This window comes from Martinezella rhizogenes (assembly GCF_027460065.1).
GTDB lineage: Bacteria > Pseudomonadota > Alphaproteobacteria > Rhizobiales > Rhizobiaceae > Agrobacterium > Agrobacterium rhizogenes_C.
Map to the genome: position 1 here is coordinate 74,398 of NZ_JAPYZZ010000013.1, position 21,663 is coordinate 96,060.

Sequence of the window (21,663 nt, forward strand, 5' to 3'; positions counted from 1 at the left end):
GATGCATACGAAGATGACCGTTGACGACGGCTATTTCGTCGAAGAGCGCTCGGCCGAAACCGTGATTGCCCGCATGCGCGATTGTGACGATCCGCGCTTGAAGGAGATCATGGCGGTCGTGACCCGCAAGCTGCATGAGGCGGTGAAGGAAATTGAGCCGACCGAGGAGGAGTGGATGAAGGCCATTCATTTCCTCACCGAAGTTGGCCAGATCTGCAACGAGTGGCGGCAGGAATGGATCCTGTTTTCCGATATTCTCGGTGTTTCCATGCTGGTCGATGCCATCAACCACCGCAAGCCGAGCGGCGCGTCGGAATCCACTGTTCTCGGCCCCTTCCATGTTGCCGATGCGCCGGAAATGCCGATGGGGTCGAACATCTGTCTCGATGGCAAGGGTGAGGACATGGTCGTCACCGGCCGTATTCTCGATACCGAAGGGGTGCCGGTTGCCGGCGCGCGTATCGATGTCTGGCAGGCCAATGACGAGGGCTTTTATGACGTGCAGCAGAAGGGCATCCAGCCTGATTTCAACCTTCGCGGCGTCTTTGTTACCGGCGAGGACGGGCATTACTGGTTCCGGGCGGCGAAACCCAAATATTACCCGATACCGGATGACGGCCCGGTGGGGCGGCTGTTGCGGGCGATGGGGCGGCATCCATACCGCCCGGCGCATCTGCACTACATCGTTTCGGCCGAGAGCTTCACTACGCTCGTCACCCATATTTTCGATCCCGACGACCCCTATATCCGCTCTGACGCGGTGTTCGGCGTGAAGGAAAGCCTGTTGGCGAATTTTGACCGGGTGGAGGATCGAGAGAAGGCGCAGGAGCTTGGTTTTGCCGGCGACTGGTTCTGGTCCGTGAACCACGATTTCGTGCTTGCCCGATGAAGGGCGGCAGCGATCAATCCCGGCTTTACGTGCGGTTTGCCGAAAGCGATCCCAATGCGACGGAGCAACGGGTGGCGCAGCTGGAGGCGCATAAGGCCCATTTGCGCAATGGCGAGGTCAAGCCCGAGGGGTTTCGTATCCTTGCGTCCGGCCCGATGAGCGCCAGTGACGGCAGTCCAGCTGCCGCACTCATCATCGCCGAGGCGCGTTCTCTTGATGACGTCATCGCCTTCAGTGACGCCGATCCCTTCGTTGTTCACGGGGTCTACAATCGCATTCGTATTTTGAACTGGACGCCGACGCTGTCGATGATTTCCGGGCTGGAATCCAGCTGATTTCAGCGATCGCAGGGCAATTGGCATTTATCAATATTTCATTTGCAATTTTTGCAAATGCAACATTTAATCGAAGACGAGTGATATCGGCGACATGTGGCTTGACAGGAGCAGGGCACATATCAGGGTGGAGCCAGCCGGGCACTCACGCAGGATAATGCAGGGACGGGGAGACGCTGATCCATACCGGATGGCGCGTTCATGCGTGAAAGGGAGGAATATGTCCACGAATTATCTGAGCGCCGCTTCCGTGCGGACGAAGAACCCGGCCGGCGTCATCGCGACATGCGGCCTGATGATCATGTTCGACGGTTACGATCTGGTCGTTTATGGCGCGGTCGCACCGGCGCTGCTGAAAGAAGGCGCCTGGGCGCTTAACCCTGCTATGGTCGGGCGCGCTGCCGCCTTGACACTGGTGGGCATGCTGCTCGGCGCACTGTTTGCCGGCACCATGGCCGATCGCATCGGCCGCCGAAAGGTAGTGCTGCTCAGCCTCGCCGGTTTTTCGGCGATGATGATTGCTTCGGCCATGACGCCGAATTTTCTCGCCTTCGAAATTACCCGCTTCTTCGCTGGTCTCGGACTTGGCGCATTGTTGCCGACGGTTACCGCACTGGTGCTGGAATTTTCGCCGCCGCAGCGCAGGGCGCAGGCCAATTCCCTGTCTTTCCTCGGTTATCTTATCGGCGGTATCATTTCCGGCGTCATGGGCATGCTGCTTCTGGAAAGCTATGGCTGGCGACCGTTGATGCTGATCGGCGGCCTGCCACTCATCCTGCTGCCGATCTTCATGCGCTTCCTGCCGGAATCGCCGGAGTGGCTGGCGAGCAAGGGTCGGCAGGCGGAGGCTGACGGCATCTGCGACACTTATGGTCTGCAACGCATCGTGCCGCACGCAAAAACGCAGAAGGGCGGCGTCGGCGCGCTGTTTTCGGAAGGCAGGCTGGCCTCGACGCTGAATGCCTGGGGCATTCACTTCTGCTCGCTGCTGCTCACCTTCGGCATGGTCAACTGGCTGCCCACCATCATGAACAAGATGGGTTACGACATCAGCTCAGCGCTCAGCTTCGCCGTCATGCTCAATGTCGGCGCCGCGATCGGTATTCTTATCGGCGGACGCTTTGCGGACAAGGGCAACGTCAAGGTGGTGGTGGCGATCCTGTTTGCCATCGGTGCCGCATCGATCTTCGCCCTGACGGTCAACAAGGGTCCGCTTCTTTATGTGTTCGTGGCGCTTGCGGGTGCCGGCACCATCGGAACCCAGATTCTCGCCAATGTTCTGGTCGGGCGGCTTTATCCCGTCCATATTCGCGGCACTGGTCTCGGCTTTTCGCTGGCGGTTGGACGGCTTGGCGGCATTGCCGGTCCGATGATCGGCGGCCTAGTGCTGCAAAGGGGGCTGGCGCCGGAGTGGAATTTCTACATTTTCGGCTCGGTCGCGGTCGTTGGGCTGATGCTGACGGTATTGACCCTGCTTTACCGCACATCGGGCGACACGCGGGTTTGACAAACAAAGCGCCGGTTGCGGGACTGAAAACCCGCGGCTGGCGCTTCATGCCTTGCGGGATACCGGCGCGATCGTCGCCATTTGCTGCAATGTCCGCTCATTGGTCCGCTTCAAGCGCGCCAACGCATTGTCGCGGTCTTCCGGCAGCGTATAGGTCATATAGGACAGCGACGTTTCGAGGTCGTTATTGTTGTGCCCGAGAATGGCGGCAAAGTAGCTGTTCTTCGTCACATGGGGCGGCGCGAAATTGTGATAGGCCACTTCGGCATAGAGGTGTCTGAGGCCATAGGGTTTGGGAAGCTCTTCTTTCGGCCAGATATCCTCGAACAGGTTAAAAACCGTGTCGCGCAGCAGCAGGCGGGTTTCCGAGGAAAAATCGTCGATCGACATGCCATGCCATAATTTTCCCTGGCCGCTTTCGCGCAGCCGCTTATAGGCGGCCAGCACGGTTTCGGAGCGTGTCAGGACCGGAATTTCATAGGTAATCCCGAATTTCGTACCCTCGCCCTGTTTCGTCTTGGCCTGGCCGTTGAACAGGATGCTCCATTTGGAGATGCCCTTGCCATAGGGGGCAGGTGTAAACTCCGCCTGGGTGAAGACTTCATAGGGGCGGCGTCCCGTCATGCCGATGAGGCCGATGCCGATCATCAGGGGATCGCTCGACTTGAGGCAATCCTCGCAGATCTTCAGAACCTGCCGGTAGTTTTCAAATGTGATGAGTGCGCCATGCTTGTTGGCGATCTTCTCCATCTTCACCCGGCGGGCCTCGTCATACATTGCGGCATCGCCAGTAGCGATCTTCAGCATCGGATGGTCGTCACCGAAGGCTTCGCGGATGGCGTTGCGATATTTGGTGATGTAGGAAATGATCGTCGTCTGGGCCCGGCCCTTCATGATGGCGATTTCGGCGTCCCACAGGGCCTGCATCTCCTGCTTTGCGCCCATGCCGTTCATCGCGGCAATGAAATCGGCGATGCGAAGGAGAACCGTGGGTTTGCGGCCGGCGGTGTTGAATTCCGCCCGCTCGATTTTTTCGACAATCGATGTCGCCACGCCTGTCTTCGGATAATCGCCCTGGGCGATATAGGTGTTCAGCCGCTCGCGCAGCTTCTTCATATTGCAGATGGCAAGCGGGGTGCTCTTCGGGCCAAACTCGGCCTTCAGGGCGTTGCGATATTTCATGATGTAAAGTTCGAGCGTCTTTTCCGTACGGCCATTGTCGAAATGATAGCGGACCTCGGCATCCCAGAGATCGCGGATTTTCCTGTTTCGCGAAGCATCGTCGCTTTTCATCGCCGCTTTGACCTGGCTGACGAATTGATCGATGCGTTCCACGAGGACCGGTGTTTTTGTTTTTCGTTTTGCGGCGAGCATGCGGCGGCTCCCTGAACCGGTCCGGAAATATAAAATCCATGGTTGGCGATCAACGACAGAACGGTTGCGGGAATGTGATGAACATTCGCCGCAGGCCGGTTTCTTTTGAATAATAGTTTGATCGATTCCGCAAGCTTCACTGCCAGCGGGAACTACAGGTATAGCCAGTAATATGCTGCTTGTGGCGCCGGTTGCGGCGGGTTATTTCGCCAGCCTGGTTTTCAGCGAGGCGACGATGCGTTTGGCAAGCGCCTCGTAATCCTCGTCGAAATGGTGCCCGCCTTCGATGCCGATGGTTTCGACACCCTTTGCCTTGAGGCCGGGGCAGGGATCTTCATCCTCCTCCTCGGTGCCATAAACGCATTGCACCAGCTTGGGATCGATCTTGGCGATGTCATCGACGGTCTTGCCGCCCTTGCCTTCGCCGGCCACGCCAAGCCATCCCTGAACGGAGATTTCGAAATCCACCTGGTCGGAAAGGCCGAGCAGAGACAATTGCGCAACGGAGGATTTCACCCGGTCGGGCAGGAGATTATAGGTGGCGGGAATGATGTCGGCGCCGAAGGAATAACCGATCAGTACCACATTGCGGACTTTCCATTCCTTGCGATAGGTGTCGATGATGCGGGCGAGATCACTCGCCACTTCCTTCGGCTCCTTCTCTTTCCAGAAATACCGCAGGGCATCGACGCCGATGACCGGCACACCCTGTTTCTGAAGGGCGCTGCCGACTTCCTCATCCAGGTCGCGCCAGCCGCCGTCGCCGGAATAGATCACCGCCATGGTGTCCATGACAGGTTTTGCTTCCAGAACCGTGATTGGAAGCCCGAGCGGGTTGTCGCTGTCGCCAGCTGCATCGACCTTGTCGGAAAGGGTCTGGGTCAGCACCTCGTCCGCCTTGTCGGTAACGTCGGTTACCTCGATGTCGGAATGCAGTTTTACGAGCGCGTTGACGTGATCGCGGCCTTTCTGGTCGGCGTCAGGGGTGAAGATGACGCTGACCGGTGCCGGCAGGGCGCCATCGGTGAGGCCATAAACGGTTTCACCATCCACCTTGTTCTTGGTTGCGGGGGTGCAGAGAATCTTTTCCAGCGGCAGGCCCGCCTTCGGGTCCACCGCCACCGCCTCCCGCACTGTGGAAACTGGGCTTTGCGCGATCATGGCGAGCGCAAGCGTGCCGCCCTTGCCAATGCCCGTGACGATCGGCAGACGGTAACTGCCGGTGCCGGCAGTGCGCTGGATCTGCTGCGACAGGGACTCGATGTCCGAGATCATGTAGATGCATTCGTCATCATCGGCTTCGAGCGCCTTTAAATATTCCTTGAAGTCGATGCCGACGACGGCGGCGCCTTTTTCGACCAGCGCCTTGGCGCGGGTCTCGTCAGCTTCCGTCCAGCCATTGGCATCCGAAATCAGGAAAATACTGGCCTGAATATCGCCATCCGGCACCATGATGTGGTCGGCCGGGATCATGCCGGTTTCATAAGCCGGCTTATCCTGGGAAAAGGCGACGGACGAGGAGAGTAGCGTCGAAGCGGCAATGAATGCCCCTACCAGGTTGCGTTTCATCATTTTCCGATCACTCCTCTGACGCCGCCGCTGATCAGAACCGTCGCATCCATCAGTGCCAGAGCGGCGTCTGCGCCGTTCTGCACGGCAAGGTAACGCGGTTCCCATTTCGGGTGGAACTTTGCCTTGAAGGCGCGAAGTCCCTTGAAGTTGTAGAAACGTTCGCCATGCTCGAACAGCGTGCTGCCGATACGGTCCCAGACGGGAGCGGCATCACGTTTCGACATGCCGGACATCGGCGCCATGCCGAGATTGAAGCTTTCATATCCCGCCTCGCGCAGATGCTGCATGATGCTGACGAAGAGGAAATCCATCGAGCCGCGCGGCGCATCCGCCGAAAAGCGCATGAGGTCAATGGTGGCTTCCTTTTTCGTCTCCGTCACCATCAGATTGGCAAAGGCGGTGATTTTTCCGTCCTTGCGCAGCACGGCGACGGGTTGCGACAGAATGTAATCAGGTTCGAAAGCGCCGAGCGAGAAGCGCTTTTCCCGCGTATTGTGGTGCGCAAGCCAGCCATCGGAGACCTGCTGCAACTCACCCATGATATCGGGCACCTGAGATTGCTCAACGACATCGAAGGTGAGGCCGTCGCGCGCGCCGCGGCTCAGCGACTGGCGAAGGGTCGCAAGCTTGCCGCCTTTCAGCTCGAAGGCGGTGAGATCAACCAGCGCCAGTTCGCCGAGCTTGAAGGCACGCAGGCCCGCATCGGCGCAATGGGAGAGAAGGAAGGGCGAAATCTGGTAGAAGGCGGCGCGGGCGCCGGCCCCGCGGGCGGCTTCCACGAATTGCCAGACGAGGTCGGGAAAATCCTCCTCGTCGCCGACGGGATCGGCAAAGGCGATCCACGAGCGGCCCTGGATGCCGTACATGATGAAGGCATTGCCGCTTTCGGAGAACATCACATGCTTGTCGCCCATGCGTACCAGATTGGCGTCGGCCGAATCCTGTTGCATGACGATATCGGTGGCGCGTTCCACGTCCTCCGGCTGGATGGAATCCGGCTTGAAGGTAACAGGCCGCATCAGGCTGAAAATTGCGATGGTGGAGGAAGCGAGCACCAGACCGAGCAGGGCGCGCAGTCCGCGGGGGGCTTCTTCGGAGAACTCGAATTCCCACCACAATGCGTGGCTGTAATCGGTATCACGATAGACGAACAGGAGGATGGTTGCCGCACCGGCGATGATGACGGCCATTGCCGCCAGCCAGCTTGGTCCCAGCGCCTGTTTTACCAGCGAGGCGTGCCGGTTGAAGCTGCGCACATTGAGGGCGAGTGCGGCGATGAATATGCCGAGGAATACCGCCTCGAAGACCGCGATGGCCTTGAGGATGGAGAGGATGAGGGCGAGAGAGGCCGCAATGAGGGCAATCCACCAGGCGCCGTCCAGCCGCTGCCCGAGGCCACGGGAGGCGACGACGAGGCCGAGGCCGAGAATGCTCGTGAGAAAATGCGCGGCTTCGATGATCGGCAACGGCACGAAATTGGACAGGAAATCGAGGTTGCTATCCGGCGTCGGCGTCACGCTCGAAAAAATCAGCATGGTGCCGAGAATGATCGCGAAGGTGGAGAGCAGCGGCGGTGCGAGCTTGACGGCGAGCTGGCTGATATCGGAAACCACCGGCTTGGCCGCGAACTGCTTCGTTTCGGAAACGATCATGACCAGAATGGCGACTACCAGCGGCAGGACGTGGTAGATGACGCGATAAAGAACGAGGCTGCCGAGCAGCTGATCGACGCTGATGGCATTGCCGAGACCCGCGACCATGACGGTTTCGAAGACGCCAAGGCCTGCAGGGACATGGCTGAGCACGCCGAGGCCAACGGCCGTGGCATAGATCGCGAAGAAGGTCGGCCAGCCGAGATGGGTTTCCGGCAGCAGCACATAGAGAACGGAGGCCGATGCGGCGATATCGAAGGCGGACACCAGAAACTGGCGCGACGATGTGCGGCTGTCGGGAAGGCGCAGTTGCCATTTGCCGAGCCGGATCGCCTTGCCGTTGCGCCCGACATAGGCTGTCACCACGAGGATGGCGATGACGGCGAGCGCGCCGCCCCTCAGCACCAGCGGATCGAAACCGATGATCGCAGCGATGCGCGGCGCGACGATGAAGGTTGAAAGCGCGCTGACCGAGAGTAGCCCGAGGCCGAACGAGAGCGTGACGAAGGCGATGACGCGGGCGATATCACCCGGCGAAAGACCGAGCCGGGAATAAGCGCGGAAGCGGATGGCGCCGCCGCTCAGCGGACCGAAGCCGGCGGTATTGCCGATGGCATAGGCCGCAAAGGCCGTGACCGCCATTGACGGAAAGCGGACTTTCTTGCCGACATATTCGATGGCATTCGCATCGTAGAAAATCAGCGAGAGGAAGCTCAGCGCCGTAAACACGATGGCGAGCAGAACAGCGGATAACGACGTGCCAAGAAGAGCGGCGATGACATCGTCATATCGTACTTCCGACGTGAGACGGTAAATCGCAAACGTCATCATCACGAAGATGAGCGTTATGGCAATGGCCGTCAGATAGGGCCGGTTTCTGGCGAAAAAGCTTTCAACCGGGGATTCTGTAATATCCGTCTCTATAACTTCGCTCTTGTCTGCCATTTACTTTTTCCAGCGCCAGTCCCGTTGGTTGGCGAACCACAGGATTGTGTCGCTAATTCGTTTCGGTTGAGGAAATTTGCTTAGCAGAATTGCGTGACGTGTCGATGTGAAGTTTGTGCAGATTGTCGCCAGATTCTGCCAAATTTAACAGCCGCAATGCAACTTGAAAATGTGAGACCTTCGTTGCTCGCGAAAACATGATTAAATTAAACGTGGTGGTTGCCTGGTGGCGGCGTTTAATGCAACTACACGCTCCTTTCGATGCAAGGAGATACAGATGAACCTGCCGACTAGAATAGTGATTGCGCTCGTCGTCGCCCTCGTGGCGGGAGGCGGCTACATGACGTTCGACAAGATGCGCGGGGCCGAATGGGTAGTTTCGCCGCAACAGATCGCCGAGGCGCAGGGCAAAGGTCAGGCGGGTTATGAATCCCGTCCGGGCACCGTGACGGTGCGGCCGATCCGCAGCGAGACGGCGGACGTGCTGCCGATGAAATGGGCGCTGATCGGTCTTGTTGCCGGGCTTTTCGCTTTCCGCGCCATGGGCAAGAAAAAAGCGGCCAAGGCCTGAGGCCCCGCCGCTTCCTGTCTCCGGCGCTTTGGCGCCGGAGTGCAGAAACGAAGTGTCTTTATGCGCCCCAGGTTTTTTCCAGCACGCGGATCCAGTTGCCGTGGCAGATTTTGGCCAGCGCCTCATCGTCATAACCGCCCTTGCGCAGCGCTCCGACCAGCAATTGCAGATCGCCCGCATCCTTCATGGCGGCCGGAATGGTGGTGCCGTCGAAATCCGAACCGAGCGCGACATGGTCGATGCCGATGCGATTGACGATATAATCCACATGGCGGACCAGTTCGCCAAGATCGGTATCCGGGTTCTTTACGCCGTCCTGGCGCAGGAACAGCACGCCGAAATTGATGCCGGCAAGGCCGCCCGTATCGCGGATGGCGTCCAGCTGGCGGTCCGTGAGGTTGCGGCTGTGATTGCACACGGCATAGGCGTTGGAATGTGACGCCACCAGCGGCGCATCTGAAATCCTGGCGATGTCCCAGAAGCCCTGTTCGTTCATGTGCGAGAGATCGACCATGATCTTCAGCTCGTTGCAGGTCTTTACCAGCCGCTTGCCGGCATCCGTCAGGCCCGGGCCGATATCCGGCGTCGAGGGGAAACGGAAGGGAACGCCATAAGCGAAGATATTCGGACGGCTCCAGACCGGTCCGAGCGTGCGCAGGCCCGCCTCGTGCAGAACATGCAGCGCATTCAGATCAGCGCCGATCGCTTCCGCGCCCTCGATATGAAAGACGGAGGCGAAGGCCCCTTCAGCCATGGCGCTACGGATATCACCGGCGGTGCGGCAGACTTTGAGTGCGCCTTTGGATTGTTTCTCCGCGCGGAACAGCAGGGCCGCCATGCCGAGTGTCGCCTTCAGCGCGTCTGCCTCGTCCGGTGTCGAGAAATCGCCGTTGGCGTCCTTTTCCATGCTGGGCGAGGGTACGTAGATGGCGCAGAGGCCGCCGGCCAGGCCGCCCTTTCTGGCGCGCGGCAGGTCGATGTGGCCAACCGTATCGCCTTCGATCAGAAGCGTTTCGGGAGAGGCATTGCCCGATCGCCATAACCGCAGAAGTACGTCGTTGTGGCCGTCGAAGACGGGTACGGTTTTTTCATCGGTCATGGTCATTCACCTTCGGATAGGGGGAGGGCGCGGATGCGCGTCTATTCAGACTTTTGGGAATTGGTAGAGGAAAGGTCAAGGCGGGAGCAAATGCAATCCGTGCATAGGCTCTGCCAAATTTGGAATTGGTCGGGCCTCGTTTGCTCGTGTTAATCGCGGGAAAACATAAAAAAAATGACTGGATTGGGGCAGACCCATACCGTTTTCCGAAAAATAAGGTCCGAAAGGGGATTTTCGATGATTTCAAGACGCAACCTGCTGATTGCCGGCGCTGCCGTTCCGTTCCTGTCCTATGCGCGCATTCCGGCCTTTGCCGCGACACCGAAGGATATTCTGGTGGTCGCGCAGCAGCTGGACAATATGACGAGCCTCGATCCGCATGAAGGTTTCGAAGCCGTCGGCGGTGAAATCATCTCCAACATGTATCAGAAGCTGGTGCGCGCCAACCGCGAGGATTCCACCAAGGTTGATCCGGTTATCGCGAAATCCTGGGAAGCCGATGCGGACAGCAAGGTCTTCACCTTCGTGATCGGTGACGAAGCTACCTTCTCCAGCGGCGCGAAAGTGACCGCCGAAGACGTCGCCTTCTCGCTGCAGCGCGCCATCAAGATGAACAAGAGCCCGGCCTTCATCATCAGCCAGTTCGGCTTCACGCCTGAGAATGCCGAAACGACCATCGTTGCCGCCGACGACAAGACGGTGAAGCTGACGACGGCAAAGCCGACCGCCATCTCCTTCCTGCTTTATTGCCTCTCCGCCAATATCGGCGCGATTGTCGAAAAGAAGGCGGTTCTTGCCAATGCGTCCGGCGAAGACCTCGGCAATGGCTGGCTGCAGAAGAACAGCGCCGGCTCCGGCGATTTCATGCTGCAGGCCTGGAAGCCGAGCGAAAGCGTCGCGCTCGCGGTCAACCCGAACGGCCCCTACAAGGGCAATATCAAGCGTATCGTGCTGCGTCACGTCACCGATCCGTCTTCCCAGCTGCTGATGCTGCAGAAGGGCGATATCGACATTGCCCGCGATCTGACGTCGGAGCAGCTGCGCACCGTCAAGGACGATGCCAATATCGAGCTGGAGCGCAAGTCCATCGCCTCGCTGGTGCTGATCTCGCTCAACCAGGGCAATGAGAACCTTGCCAAGCCGCAGGTCTGGCAGGCGATCAAGTGGGCGCTGGACTATAAGGGCATGCAGGAAAACCTGGTGTCGCTGACGCACGAGATCCACCAGAGCTTCGAGCCGAAGGGTTTCCCCGGCGCCGTTAACGACATTCCGTTCCAGCGCGATGTCGAAAAGGCGAAGGCGCTGATGGCCGAAGCCGGCCTTGCCGACGGTTTCGAGATCAGCATGGACCACTATTCCGCCCAGCCTTACCCAGATCTGGCGCAGGCCATTCAGGCCAACCTTGCCGATATCGGCATCAAGGTGCGCCTGCAATCGGCTGAAAACCGTCAGGTTCTGACCAAGATGCGCGCTCGCGAACACCAGATGGCGCTTTCTGCATGGGGCACGGATTATTTCGATCCGCATTCCAATGCCGATGTTTTCAACATCAACAAGGACAATGGCGACGACGCCAAGTCGAAGCCCTTCCTGTGGCGTTCGCGTTTCAAGAACGACGACTTCGCCGCCAAGGCGGAAGCCGCCCGTGACGAGAAGGACCCGGCAAAGCGCGTGGAGCTTTATGAAGCCCTGCAGCGCGAGCACATGGAAAACAGCCCGTTCGTGTTCATGTTCCAGACCACGAAGACGGCAGCTTTCCGCAAGGGCGTTTCAGGCTTCGAACTCGGCGTTCTCTCCGAGGGCAATTCCTACCACGATGCGAAGAAAGCGTGACATTGAACAAGCGCGTTAAAAGCATATCGTCGATACTGAGCAGCGTCCTCCTGACGCTGTTCGGTTTGATGGTCATCACCTTCATGATCGGGCGCGTCATGCCCGTCGATCCCGTCATCGCGGCGGTCGGCGATAACGCGCCCGAAGACGTCATCGTGCGGGTGCGGGCCGAAATGGGCCTCGACCAGCCGCTGGTCGTGCAGTTCTTCCATTATGTCACGCAGGTCCTGCATGGCGATTTCGGCAATTCGATCCTGACCCGCAATCCGGTCTGGATCGATATCAAGCGCGTTTTCCCCGCCACGTTCGAACTTGCCACCGCGGCTCTCATTCTGGCCGCGCTGATTGGCATTCCGCTGGGCGTCTGGGCCGCCGTGAAGCAGGGTAAGCTGACGGATCAGGTGATCCGCGTCATCTGCCTTGCCGGTCACTCCGTGCCTGTCTTCATGCTGGCGCTGATCTCGCTGCTCGTCTTTTACGCCACGCTTGGCGTTGCACCGGGACCGGGCCGGCAGGACATCATCTATGACGGCATGATCACGCAGGTCACTGGCCTGATGACGGTCGACACGCTGCTTGCCGGTGATTGGGACGCCTTTTACGACGCCATTGCCCATATGGTGCAGCCCGTCTGCATCCTCGCCTATTTCAGCATGGCCTATATCACCCGCATGACACGCGCCTTCATGATCGACGCGCTGAAGGGTGAATATGTCATCACCGCCCACGCCAAGGGGCTTTCGGCCATGACCGTGATCTGGGGACACGCCTTCCCGACGGTCGCCGTGCAGCTCGTCACGGTTCTGGCGCTCACCTATGCCGGCCTTCTCGAAGGTGCCGTGGTGACGGAAACCGTCTTCAGCTGGCCGGGCCTTGGTCAATACCTCACCGTCTCGCTCATGAACGCGGACATGAACCCGGTCGTCGGAGCAACCCTGTTGATCGGCTTCATCTATGTCGCCCTCAACCTGCTTGCAGACGTGCTTTACAGAGTTATGGATCCTCGCGTTCGATGATGTTAGCTAATTTCAGAAACTGGGCTCTGGATGAGACGCCGCATTCCCGCACACAGGCTGCCTGGGGAAACCGGTATCGCATCTGGCTCAACCTCAAGTCCAATCCGCTGGCGGTGATCGGTCTGACCATCATCGTCCTGTTCATCGCGCTGTCGCTTCTGGCACCGCTGCTCGCGCCCTATGATCCGGCGACGCAGAATCTCGGCAATCGCCTGGCATTCCCCAGCGCCGAACACTGGTTCGGCACGGATGAGCTGGGCCGCGACATTCTCTCGCGTATTCTTTACGGCGGCCGCGTCACGCTCGGCATGGTCATTGCCGTCGTCGTTCTCGTGGCACCCATTGGCCTCGCCATCGGCTGCATCGCCGGTTATTTCGGCGGCATTGTCGATACGGTGCTGATGCGGGTGACGGATGTGTTCCTGGCTTTCCCGCGCCTCATCCTCGCGCTCGCCTTCGTCGCGGCACTGAAGCCCGGCGTTGAAAGTGCCATTCTCGCCATCGCGCTTACCGCATGGCCGCCCTATGCGCGTCTCGCCCGCGCCGAAACCATGACGGTGCGTGGCAGCGACTTCGTCGCGGCCTATCGGCTGACCGGCGCTTCCGCCTGGCGCATCATTGCGCGTCACATCGCGCCGCTCTGCGTGCCGAGCCTTATCGTGCGCATCACGCTCGACATGAGCTCGATCATCATCACCGCCGCCAGCCTCGGCTTCCTCGGCATGGGCGCACAGCCGCCTTCGCCGGAATGGGGTGCGATGATTGCGACGGCCAAGCGCTTCATCTTCGAACAATGGTGGGTCGCCACCATTCCCGGCATCGCCATCTTCCTCGTTTCGCTCGCCTTCAACTTCCTTGGCGATGGCCTGCGCGACGTTCTCGACCCGAAGGGACATTGAGCCATGCTGGTCGAAATCGAAAATCTGAAGATCGCTTTCCAGACTCGCACCAGCCGTTTTGAGGCGGTGCGCGGTGTATCCATGAAGCTCGGCACTGAAAAGCTCGGCATTGTCGGTGAATCCGGTTCGGGCAAGAGCCTGACGGCGCGGGCGCTGATGAAGCTTCTGCCCTCCAATGCGGATATCCGTGCTGACAAGCTTGCCTTCGACGGCATCGACGTGCTGTCCGCCAGCGAAAGGCAGATGCGCCAGATCCGCGGCAAGCGGGCGGGTTTCATTCTGCAGGACCCGAAATATTCGCTGAACCCGGTGAAGACCATGGGTGCGCAGATCGCGGAAGCCTGGCGTGCCCATAAGGGCGGCAGCAAGCGGGCCGCCATGGAAGCGGCGATCGGCCTGCTTGATCAGGTGAAGATCCGCAATCCGCGTCAGGTGGCTTCATCCTACGCGCATGAGGTTTCCGGCGGCATGGGCCAGCGCGTGATGATCGCCATGATGCTGGCGCCCGATCCGGAACTCCTGATCGCCGACGAGCCGACCAGCGCGCTTGATGCGACGGTGCAGGCGGAAATCCTGCGGCTGATCGAGGAGCTGGTGTCGGAACGCGGCATGGGCCTTATCCTCATCAGCCACGACCTGCCGCTCGTTTCGCATTTCTGCGATCGCGTCGCCGTCATGTATTCCGGCCGGGTGATGGAGGAGCTGAAGGCGTCCGAACTCCTGAAAGCCGAACATCCCTATACAAAGGGACTTCTGAACTGCATTCCCTCGCTGACGCATCCGCGCGAGCGTCTTCCCGTTCTCAACCGTGATGCAGCGTGGTCCAGCCGATGATCGACGTCGAAAACCTCCGTATCAAGTTCGGCGACCGCGAAGTGGTGAAGGGCGTCTCCTTTTCGGTGGAAAAGGGCGGCAGCTTCGGCATCGTCGGCGAAAGCGGCTCGGGCAAGTCCACCATCCTGCGCGCCATGGCCGGCCTTAATGAAAGCTGGGAAGGGCGCATTGCCTTTGCCGGCAAGGACGCACCGCTGAAGCGCACGCCGGAGTTCTTCCGGCAGGTGCAGATGGTGTTTCAGGACCCCTATGGCTCGCTGCATCCGCGCCAGACCATCGACCGTATTCTCAGCGAATTGCCGCTGGTGCACGGCATGGACAATATTGAAAGGCGCATCCAGCAGGCCTTGTCCGACGTGGCGCTGCCGCAGGCGGTGCGGTTCCGTTTTCCGCACCAGCTCTCCGGCGGCCAGCGCCAGCGCGTGGCGATTGCCCGCGCGCTGATTGCCGATCCGCAGGTGCTGCTGCTCGATGAACCGACTTCGGCGCTCGATGTGTCGGTGCAGGCGGAAATCCTGAACCTGTTGCAGGACCTGCGCGCGGCGCGCAACCTCACCTATATTCTCGTCAGCCACAATCTCGCGGTCATTGCGCATCTGTGCCCGCAGGTTGGCGTGATGCTGAATGGCGACATGGTGGAGCAGCTGAGTGCCGGCGATCTGCGCGAGGGCCGGACCAAACATCCGCATACGGAAGAGTTGCGTAGCCTGAGTATCCGGCTGGAAGAACCGGCCTGAGTCTACGTTGCCAATAAATCGAGCGGGTGCCACGAGTTTCTTCTCCCCGAGGGGGAGAAGTCCGCGGCAGCGGGATGAGGGGGCAAGCTTCCCGTAAATCTCTACCGTTGCCCCCTCATCCGACCCTTCGGGCCACCTTCTCCCCCTCGGGGAGAAGAAACAAGCGGCGATGCTGAGGCTTTCTGTAGAGACGACAAGACACGAGATCGAACAATGTCACAGCAATTCTACTGGAACGCCGCTTCAACCCTTTCGCAAAGCTTCGTCTCGCAATGGGCGGACAATGAGCCGGGCGGGGCGGTCATCGGTTTTGATCTCGATGGCATCCGTTTCGCCCATGCCGGCGGTGTCGAAAGCCTCTCGACCTTTGCGCCCTTCACGCAGCAGAGCGTGGTGCGGTATGCCTCCGTCACCAAACATGCCTTCTGCGCCATGGTGCTTGCGCATTCCGATCTGATCGGCCTTGACGACCCACTCGGCAAACATCTGCCGGAGTTGCAGCCGCCGCTCCGCGACGTCACGGTGGGGCAGGCGCTGGATATGAGCGGCGGGCTGCCGGATACGCGTGAATGCCTCTCGCTGCTTGGTCTTTCCGTTTATACCGAAACGAAGGCCGAACCGCTTCTCGAATATCTGTCGCGGCTCACCCGGCTGAATTTTCCTGCCGGCAGTGAGGTGTCCTATTCCAATACGGGTTACCGGCTGGTGGAAGCTGCGCTGGAGCGTCGCGGTTTCCGTTTCGATGATTTTGTGCAGACACAGATTTCCGGTCCCTTTGGCGTGTTCCTCAAGGCGCCGGATGTCTGGAACGATCCAGTCGACGGGCTGGTGCCGGGTTACTGGAAAGCCGAAGACAACTGGCAGCTGTCGGTCGCCGGTCTGCATATTTCCGCTTCGGGTAGCCTTGCGGGCAGCGCCGAAGCACTTACCCGTTGGTTGCAGGGTGTGATGCGGGGCGAGGGAAGCTTCGCGGGTATTCTTGACGCGCTTTCGGCTGAGCGGCCGCTCGCCGATGGACGGATGAGCGAATATGGTCTCGGCCTGCGCTGGTCGCATCTCGGTGACAGGCGTTTCGTTGGTCACGGCGGTTCGCATCCGGGTTACAAGACTTACTTTCTGCTTGATCCGGAAAACGGCACTGGCTTCGTCGTGGTGTCGAACCGTGAGGATACCAATGGTTTCAAGATCGCGCTGGAAAGCATGGCGGCTTTGACCGGCCTGCCTTTGCCCAAGCCTGCCGCCAGCCTGCCGGAAGGCCTCTATGTCACCGAAAGCGGGCCGTGGTGGCTTGAGATAAAGGGCAGCACATCCACCTTTATCGATGGTGACGACACGCTTTATGAAGATGTCGATGGCTGGGTCTCCTCCCGTTCCGCATCCTCTCCAATGCGTCTTAGGCTGGATGGTGCCGCCATTGTCGGCGAGGCCGGTCACGCCGCCCGCCGCTTCCTGCCGGTCGGCCAGCATGTCGTGCCGGACGATCTTTCGGGCTTGTGGCGCTCGGATGAGGGAGCGGAATTTTCGATCAGCGGTTCGTCACTGACGATGGGGATCGGCCCCACGCGCTGCAGCATGCCCTTGAAGGCGCTCGGCAATGGCCGCTTTCTGTTCACGCTCATCGATGGGCCGTGGACGAAGCGCGTCTGCCTCAACCGGCTGGGTGACGACCGGATCGAGCTGGTGTCCAGCCGGGCGCGGATCATCGAATATTCGCGAAGCTTTTAGCCGCTGTTAAATTGTGACCATGGCGGTCCTGCGACCTTTCTTGCCGTCCGTTTAGCACCTATAGTTCCTGTATGGTAAAAGGTGTTCTGAGGTTCTTTTTTGACTATGGCGCAGGTGGTTGCCTCTGGGCAGGCGACAGCGAAACATGCGCGAGATTGGATGTTGGACCCGTCGATGCGGCTTTCTTTGGCCTCGAAGGTCAGATGCCTTCCAAGCCAAAGCTGGTTCTCTCCGAGACGGCGCAGCAACTGCGTGATCGTCTTGATTTTGAGCATTCCGGATATCTTAATCCCTTATATCCACTCGATCCGAGCCTATGGACGCAGGGTGTTTGTGACCGCTTCAACACAGATGTAGATAAGCTCCTCGTACTTTTGCGTCAGGAGTTGGGAGCCGACTACAGCATCGTAGATGAGCAATACCGCTATGAGGAAGATCCACGGCTTGACGAATATCTAGCTGAAAATCCCAGCCTTGCTCGTATCGATGAAGTGAAGGTGTCGACTGTGGGTTGGGTCCGAGGGGAGACCTAAAATATGCTAAGGTGTCATTTTCTCCCAATCAGAACCCCGTTATGAAGAGGGTTTCAATCGGCTTCCATTGCTCCTAATAAAGACCCGTGTTCCCGCAGGCCGGGACAACATCTTTGTGGGAGAACAGGCCCTTGGAAGTCAAATGGCTCGAGGATTTCCTGGCGCTGGCCGGAACGCTCAATTTCTCGAAAGCGGCGGATGAGCGGCATGTGACGCAATCCGCTTTCAGCCGGCGCATCAAGCAGCTGGAGGCCTGGGTGGGCGCGACGCTGGTTGACCGCGCCTCCTATCCTTCCCGGCTGACGGAGGCGGGGGCGAAGTTCGTGCCGGTGGCGCAGGAGACGCTGAAACAGCTTTACCATGCGCGGCGCACCCTGTTGCAGGAAGAGGGAGCCGATGCCAAAACCGTTCGGCTGACGGCGCTGCATACCCTGTCCTTCACCTTCTTTCCCGACTGGCTGAAACGGGTGAACGAGACGGCCGGACCGCTGTTTTCAGTTCTGCGACCGGATTCCGGCAGCATGGAGGAAAACCTCAATTCGCTGGTGGACGGGCAGAGCGATTTCCTTCTGACCTATGCCCATCCCGAAGTGCCGATGCTGCTCGATGCGCAGACTTTTGAGTTCCGAGTGCTGGGTGCAGAAAACATCATTCCGGTTTCCGCGCCGGCGAAAGATGGTTCACCGCTGCATGCGCTGGTAGAAAATGCGCGAAAACCCTTTGCCTATCTGGATTATGAAAAGGCCTCGTTCTTCGGGCCGCTGCTGCGCGATCTCCTGAGCGCGCGGCTGCCGCAATTCGAACGGGTGCATGAGGGCAGCATGTCGGTGGGGCTGAAAGCCATGGCGATGGCCGGCTGGGGTGTCGCCTGGGTGCCGGAAAGCCTGATGCGGCACGAGCTGGATAGCGGCGCTCTGGTGCGCGCCGCTGATTCAAGTTTCGATATTGCCGTCGATATCAGGCTTTATCGTTCCAAGGAGAACCGCCGGCCCGTGGTTGAGCGCATCTGGGCGGTTCTCGAAGGTTAGAGCATTTCCGGGGAAAGTGGCCCCCGGTTTTCCATCCGGAAATGCGACAAACAAAACGCTTTCGATCAGATGGCGGTGCGGCGGGCGTTTTCGAGGTAGAGCGCGCGCAGGCGGCTCACCATCGGGCCGGGCTTGCCGTTACCCACCGGCTTGCCGTCGATCTTCGTCACCGAAACCACGAAGTTGGAGGCGCTGGTCAGGCAGGCCTCGTCGGCATTCAGCGCCTCTTCCAGCGTGAAAGGCCGCTCTTCCAGCGTGAAGCCGGCTTCCTTGGCCAGCTGCAGGGCGGCAAGACGCGTGCAGCCGGGCAGGGTCTTGTTGCTGTTGCCGCGGGTGATGATCTTTTTGTCGGCGGTGACGATGTAGGCGGTCGAGGACGCGCCTTCGGTGACGAAACCATCCTCGATCATCCACGCCTCGTCACAGCCTTCGGCCTTGGCGATGCGTTTGGCCATGACCTGCGGCAAAAGGCAGACGGTCTTGATGTCGCGACGTTCCCAGCGCTGGTCGGGAACCGATTTGACGGCGATGCCGGCTTCTTCGACCGGGGTGCCGATCAGCTTCTTGGCCTGGGTGAACATGACCAGCGTCGGCTTCAGATCAGCGGAGAACAGGAAATTGCGGTCTTCGGCGCCACGCGTCAGCTGCAGGTAGATCATGCCTTCGACGAGGTTGTTGTCGGCAATCAGGCGGCGCTCTGCCTCGACGATCTCTTTCGTGGTGACCGGCAGCGGCACGTCGATCTCGCGGGCGCTGCGCTCCAGCCGAGCCATGTGCAGGTCGCTGTCGATCAGCTTGCCTTCCAGAACGGAGGTAACTTCGTAAATGCCGTCGCCAAACAGGAAACCGCGGTCGAAGATGGAGAGGCGGGCGTCCGCTTCGGGCAGGAATTCGCCGTTGACGTAAACGATGCGACCGGATGGGCTAGTCATGAAAACTCCGTCTGGAAAAATCAGGCTGAAAGAAGGGTTTTAAGGGCGTCGATGGAAATGGCCTCGACCGTGGAGGCCTTGCCGGTGCCGGCATTGAAGCCCGTCGTCGTGGTTGCTGCGCAGAGCGAATTGAAGATCGCCTCCTCCGTCGCCTCGATCGCTGCTTCGAAGAGCGGCGAAATCGCATCGTTGGAAAGTTCTGGATAGTCTGCGACGGCCTTGCGGCGCGCGGGCGTGCGGCGCAGCCGCTCATCGGTGGAAAAGGCCAGAGCGTAATCGCCGGAGCCATTGCTGAGTGCTGCACCCGTGCGCGCCAGCCCGCCGAAGCTTCTGGCCGCCAAACGCTTCAGATTGCGGGAGGAGAGCGGCGCGTCGGTGGCGACAATGATGACGATCGAGCCGTCCTTGTCCTTATGGTCAGGGCTGGCATAGGGCGTGCCGCAGACCAGCAAATGGCCGCCGTAATTGGACTGGACAAGAATGCCGAGCGTATAGGTCGTTCCGGCGATGGTGACGATGCGGGATGCGGTGCCGATGCCGCCTTTCATGCCGAAAGCGACCGTACCGGTTCCGGCACCAACGCCGCCCTCGGCCACCGGGCCTGTGGCCGCATTTTTAAGCGCGGCTGATATCTCATCGACCGTCGGGCGGCCGGCACGGATGTCGTTCAGGCGGGAATCGTTGGTTTCGCCGACGACGGCATTGATCGAGACGACTTTCTCATTGCCCGGCTGTGCCAGCGTATGGTGGTTGATCGCCTCGATGGCCCGGCCTGTCGCCAGCGTATTGGTGAGGATAACAGGTGTTTCGAGCTCGCCGAGTTCCTCGATCTGGGTGGAGCCGGCAAATTTGCCGAAGCCGTTATAGACGGCGAAGGCGGCGGGCACCTTGTCCTGAAAGAGATTGCCGCCATGCGGCAGGATCGCGGTTGCGCCGGTGCGGATCGTATCGCCTTCGATGACGGTCGAATGGCCGATGGTCACGCCTTCGACATCGGTGATGGCGTTGAGCGGGCCGGTCTCGAAATGGCCGGGCCGGAAACCGATATCGCGCAGTCTCGGGCGGGTCGTCTGATGCATCGGGCGATCACTTTTGCGGAATACGGGCTCAAGGTGGAACAGGCGCGGCTTGCGAAAAGCTTTGCTCTGACTTGACGTTAGACTACTTCGCCGGGAAACGGCATCGCAAAAATGGAATAGTTTTATGCGGGCAATGGATGCGCTCAGGAGGCGCGCAGCGCAGCTTCGCCTTCACGCTCCAGCCATTGCCGCATCGCGTCTTCCGTCTCTTCGCGCGTCGGTGCGCCGATGCGGCCGCCGAATACGGTGCATTTCAGCGCGGCGGCGACAGAAGAGAGGCGGATGGCCGCGCGGCTTTGCATGCCTTCAGCCATCGCCAGCGCAAAGGTGCCGTGGAAGATATCGCCCGCCGCCAGCGTATCCACCGCCTTGACCTGCATGGTCGTCTGGAAATGCACCGTGGGATCACCGGCCTCCGTCCACCAGCAGCCATGCGGACCGGCGGTGACGGCGATGAAGGTCTGCGGATAGCGCGAATGCAGCACCGGCAGCATGTCCTTCACCGTTTCAAGTCCGGTCAGCCGGGCGGCGGCGGGTTCGGAAAAGACGATATGGGTTGCGGCGGGCGCAAGCTTCTCCAGCGTTTCCACCGGCGCAACGTCACCATCCAGAATGGCGGGTTTGCCAAGTGCGCGCGCCACGGTCAGCACATCGAGTGCCAGTTCCGGCCAGCGCACATCCACCAGAACGGCATCGAACGGGGCAATATCTGCCGGCGTGCAGGAGCGTTTTTTCTCGTGCAGGCGATGATCGTAAAAAGGCACGATCAGCCGTTCTCCCCGGTCATCGATGATGATCGTCGACAGGGCCGAGCGCGCGCCAGCGGCGATGGTCATGCCCGCAACATCGATGCCGCTTTCGGCGAGATCGCGCAGGATGCGGGTGCCGGTTTCGTCGTCGCCCACCGCACCCCAGAGGCTGGCGCGGCCGCCCATGCGATGGGCGGCATAGGCGGCGCTCGACGCCATGCCTTCGGCGATCTGCAACATCTCATAGGGCAGGACCTTGCCTTCGCCCTTCGGCATGTCATGCACACGAAACAGGGTGTCCAGCACGGCGGCACCCACGCAGAGCACATGCTTGCCGCCCGCTTCCTTTACCAT

General features: G+C 59.9%; 19 protein-coding genes. 12 read left to right on the plus strand and 7 right to left on the minus strand.

The annotated features are described in order from the left end of the window. Position 1 precedes the first annotated feature (1 nt). The 3 genes from graB to O8B93_RS19070 all read left to right on the plus strand — a co-directional run bounded on the left by graB (position 2) and on the right by O8B93_RS19070 (position 2,731). On the plus strand, positions 2 to 889 hold the full coding sequence (gene graB / locus O8B93_RS19060; protein ID WP_269711558.1) for a hydroxyquinol 1,2-dioxygenase: 888 nt from the start codon (positions 2 to 4) through the stop codon (positions 887 to 889). Continuing rightward, positions 886 to 1,224: a YciI family protein gene (locus O8B93_RS19065; RefSeq protein ID WP_269711487.1), complete on the plus strand. Its 339-nt coding sequence runs from the start codon at positions 886 to 888 to the stop codon at positions 1,222 to 1,224. Before graB ends, O8B93_RS19065 begins: the two co-directional genes overlap by 4 nt. Positions 1,225 to 1,444: 220 nt before the next feature. After that, positions 1,445 to 2,731: an MFS transporter gene (locus O8B93_RS19070; protein WP_269711488.1), complete on the plus strand. Its 1,287-nt coding sequence runs from the start codon at positions 1,445 to 1,447 to the stop codon at positions 2,729 to 2,731. Between the two features lie 45 nt (positions 2,732 to 2,776). Here O8B93_RS19070 and telA read toward each other — a convergent pair whose 3' ends face one another. From telA to mprF, 3 genes are all read right to left on the minus strand, one after another. Further along, entirely contained in the window at positions 2,777 to 4,105 is a 1,329-nt protein-coding gene (gene telA, locus O8B93_RS19075; RefSeq protein ID WP_269711489.1) for a telomere resolvase TelA, read from the minus strand. 201 nt (positions 4,106 to 4,306) lie between these two features. Further along, positions 4,307 to 5,677 (minus strand): lysyl-phosphatidylglycerol hydrolase AcvB, encoded by a 1,371-nt coding sequence (acvB, locus tag O8B93_RS19080; protein ID WP_269711490.1) that lies wholly within the window; start codon positions 5,675 to 5,677, stop codon positions 4,307 to 4,309. Beyond that, positions 5,674 to 8,274 (minus strand): bifunctional lysylphosphatidylglycerol flippase/synthetase MprF, encoded by a 2,601-nt coding sequence (mprF, locus tag O8B93_RS19085; protein WP_269711491.1) that lies wholly within the window; start codon positions 8,272 to 8,274, stop codon positions 5,674 to 5,676. Before mprF ends, acvB begins: the two co-directional genes overlap by 4 nt. 277 nt (positions 8,275 to 8,551) lie before the next feature. Between mprF and O8B93_RS19090 the strand changes: the two genes are divergently transcribed. Then, a complete protein-coding gene (locus O8B93_RS19090) occupies positions 8,552 to 8,845 on the plus strand; it encodes a hypothetical protein (protein ID WP_269711492.1) in 294 nt (97 codons plus the stop codon). Positions 8,846 to 8,903: 58 nt separating this feature from the next. Here O8B93_RS19090 and O8B93_RS19095 read toward each other — a convergent pair whose 3' ends face one another. Beyond that, positions 8,904 to 9,944 carry a dipeptidase gene (locus O8B93_RS19095; RefSeq protein WP_269711493.1) on the minus strand — a complete coding sequence of 347 codons (1,041 nt, stop codon included), beginning with the start codon at positions 9,942 to 9,944 and terminating at the stop codon, positions 8,904 to 8,906. Between the two features lie 237 nt (positions 9,945 to 10,181). On the opposite strand from O8B93_RS19095, the gene O8B93_RS19100 reads away from it, so the two are divergent. From O8B93_RS19100 to O8B93_RS19135, 8 genes are all read left to right on the plus strand, one after another. Next, positions 10,182 to 11,777 (plus strand): ABC transporter substrate-binding protein, encoded by a 1,596-nt coding sequence (locus O8B93_RS19100; RefSeq protein ID WP_269711494.1) that lies wholly within the window; start codon positions 10,182 to 10,184, stop codon positions 11,775 to 11,777. 2 nt (positions 11,778 to 11,779) lie between these two features. Continuing rightward, a complete protein-coding gene (locus O8B93_RS19105; protein ID WP_269711559.1) occupies positions 11,780 to 12,793 on the plus strand; it encodes an ABC transporter permease in 1,014 nt (337 codons plus the stop codon). Further along, positions 12,790 to 13,692 carry a nickel transporter permease gene (nikC, locus tag O8B93_RS19110; protein WP_004433196.1) on the plus strand — a complete coding sequence of 301 codons (903 nt, stop codon included), beginning with the start codon at positions 12,790 to 12,792 and terminating at the stop codon, positions 13,690 to 13,692. The genes O8B93_RS19105 and nikC overlap by 4 nt, the downstream gene beginning before the upstream one ends. A gap of 3 nt (positions 13,693 to 13,695) precedes the next feature. Beyond that, positions 13,696 to 14,526 (plus strand): ABC transporter ATP-binding protein, encoded by an 831-nt coding sequence (locus tag O8B93_RS19115; RefSeq protein WP_269711495.1) that lies wholly within the window; start codon positions 13,696 to 13,698, stop codon positions 14,524 to 14,526. After that, on the plus strand, positions 14,523 to 15,263 hold the full coding sequence (locus O8B93_RS19120; protein ID WP_269711496.1) for an ABC transporter ATP-binding protein: 741 nt from the start codon (positions 14,523 to 14,525) through the stop codon (positions 15,261 to 15,263). Before O8B93_RS19115 ends, O8B93_RS19120 begins: the two co-directional genes overlap by 4 nt. Positions 15,264 to 15,476: 213 nt before the next feature. Next, positions 15,477 to 16,988, plus strand: a complete 1,512-nt coding sequence (locus tag O8B93_RS19125) for a serine hydrolase domain-containing protein (protein WP_269711497.1) — start codon at positions 15,477 to 15,479, stop codon at positions 16,986 to 16,988. 71 nt (positions 16,989 to 17,059) lie between these two features. Continuing rightward, entirely contained in the window at positions 17,060 to 17,521 is a 462-nt protein-coding gene (locus tag O8B93_RS19130; RefSeq protein WP_269711498.1) for a hypothetical protein, read from the plus strand. Between the two features lie 131 nt (positions 17,522 to 17,652). Further along, the gene (locus O8B93_RS19135) at positions 17,653 to 18,549 is read left to right on the plus strand and encodes a LysR substrate-binding domain-containing protein (protein ID WP_269711499.1); all 897 of its coding nucleotides are present in this window, start codon (positions 17,653 to 17,655) and stop codon (positions 18,547 to 18,549) included. 65 nt (positions 18,550 to 18,614) lie between these two features. Here O8B93_RS19135 and O8B93_RS19140 read toward each other — a convergent pair whose 3' ends face one another. From O8B93_RS19140 to O8B93_RS19150, 3 genes are all read right to left on the minus strand, one after another. Continuing rightward, positions 18,615 to 19,481, minus strand: coding sequence for a D-amino-acid transaminase (locus O8B93_RS19140; protein ID WP_065114128.1), 867 nt, complete (start codon positions 19,479 to 19,481; stop codon positions 18,615 to 18,617). A 20-nt stretch (positions 19,482 to 19,501) separates the two neighbouring features. Then, positions 19,502 to 20,560, minus strand: coding sequence for a P1 family peptidase (locus O8B93_RS19145; protein ID WP_269711500.1), 1,059 nt, complete (start codon positions 20,558 to 20,560; stop codon positions 19,502 to 19,504). A 143-nt stretch (positions 20,561 to 20,703) separates the two neighbouring features. Further along, complete coding sequence (locus O8B93_RS19150) at positions 20,704 to 21,663, minus strand: sugar kinase (RefSeq protein ID WP_269711501.1); 960 nt, start codon at positions 21,661 to 21,663, stop codon at positions 20,704 to 20,706.

Excerpts from the sequence above, each read along its gene's own strand:
- graB (WP_269711558.1), top strand. The coding sequence starts at position 2 with ATGCATACGAAGATGACCGTTGACGACGGCTATTTCGTCGAAGAGCGC.
- O8B93_RS19065 (WP_269711487.1), top strand. The coding sequence starts at position 886 with ATGAAGGGCGGCAGCGATCAATCCCGGCTTTACGTGCGGTTTGCCGAA.
- O8B93_RS19070 (WP_269711488.1), top strand. The coding sequence starts at position 1,445 with ATGTCCACGAATTATCTGAGCGCCGCTTCCGTGCGGACGAAGAACCCG.
- telA (WP_269711489.1), bottom strand. The coding sequence starts at position 4,105 with ATGCTCGCCGCAAAACGAAAAACAAAAACACCGGTCCTCGTGGAACGC.
- acvB (WP_269711490.1), bottom strand. The coding sequence starts at position 5,677 with ATGATGAAACGCAACCTGGTAGGGGCATTCATTGCCGCTTCGACGCTA.
- mprF (WP_269711491.1), bottom strand. The coding sequence starts at position 8,274 with ATGGCAGACAAGAGCGAAGTTATAGAGACGGATATTACAGAATCCCCG.
- O8B93_RS19090 (WP_269711492.1), top strand. The coding sequence starts at position 8,552 with ATGAACCTGCCGACTAGAATAGTGATTGCGCTCGTCGTCGCCCTCGTG.
- O8B93_RS19095 (WP_269711493.1), bottom strand. The coding sequence starts at position 9,944 with ATGACCGATGAAAAAACCGTACCCGTCTTCGACGGCCACAACGACGTA.
- O8B93_RS19100 (WP_269711494.1), top strand. The coding sequence starts at position 10,182 with ATGATTTCAAGACGCAACCTGCTGATTGCCGGCGCTGCCGTTCCGTTC.
- nikC (WP_004433196.1), top strand. The coding sequence starts at position 12,790 with ATGATGTTAGCTAATTTCAGAAACTGGGCTCTGGATGAGACGCCGCAT.
- O8B93_RS19115 (WP_269711495.1), top strand. The coding sequence starts at position 13,696 with ATGCTGGTCGAAATCGAAAATCTGAAGATCGCTTTCCAGACTCGCACC.
- O8B93_RS19120 (WP_269711496.1), top strand. The coding sequence starts at position 14,523 with ATGATCGACGTCGAAAACCTCCGTATCAAGTTCGGCGACCGCGAAGTG.
- O8B93_RS19125 (WP_269711497.1), top strand. The coding sequence starts at position 15,477 with ATGTCACAGCAATTCTACTGGAACGCCGCTTCAACCCTTTCGCAAAGC.
- O8B93_RS19130 (WP_269711498.1), top strand. The coding sequence starts at position 17,060 with ATGGTAAAAGGTGTTCTGAGGTTCTTTTTTGACTATGGCGCAGGTGGT.
- O8B93_RS19140 (WP_065114128.1), bottom strand. The coding sequence starts at position 19,481 with ATGACTAGCCCATCCGGTCGCATCGTTTACGTCAACGGCGAATTCCTG.
- O8B93_RS19145 (WP_269711500.1), bottom strand. The coding sequence starts at position 20,560 with ATGCATCAGACGACCCGCCCGAGACTGCGCGATATCGGTTTCCGGCCC.
- O8B93_RS19150 (WP_269711501.1), bottom strand. The coding sequence starts at position 21,663 with ATGGTAAAGGAAGCGGGCGGCAAGCATGTGCTCTGCGTGGGTGCCGCC.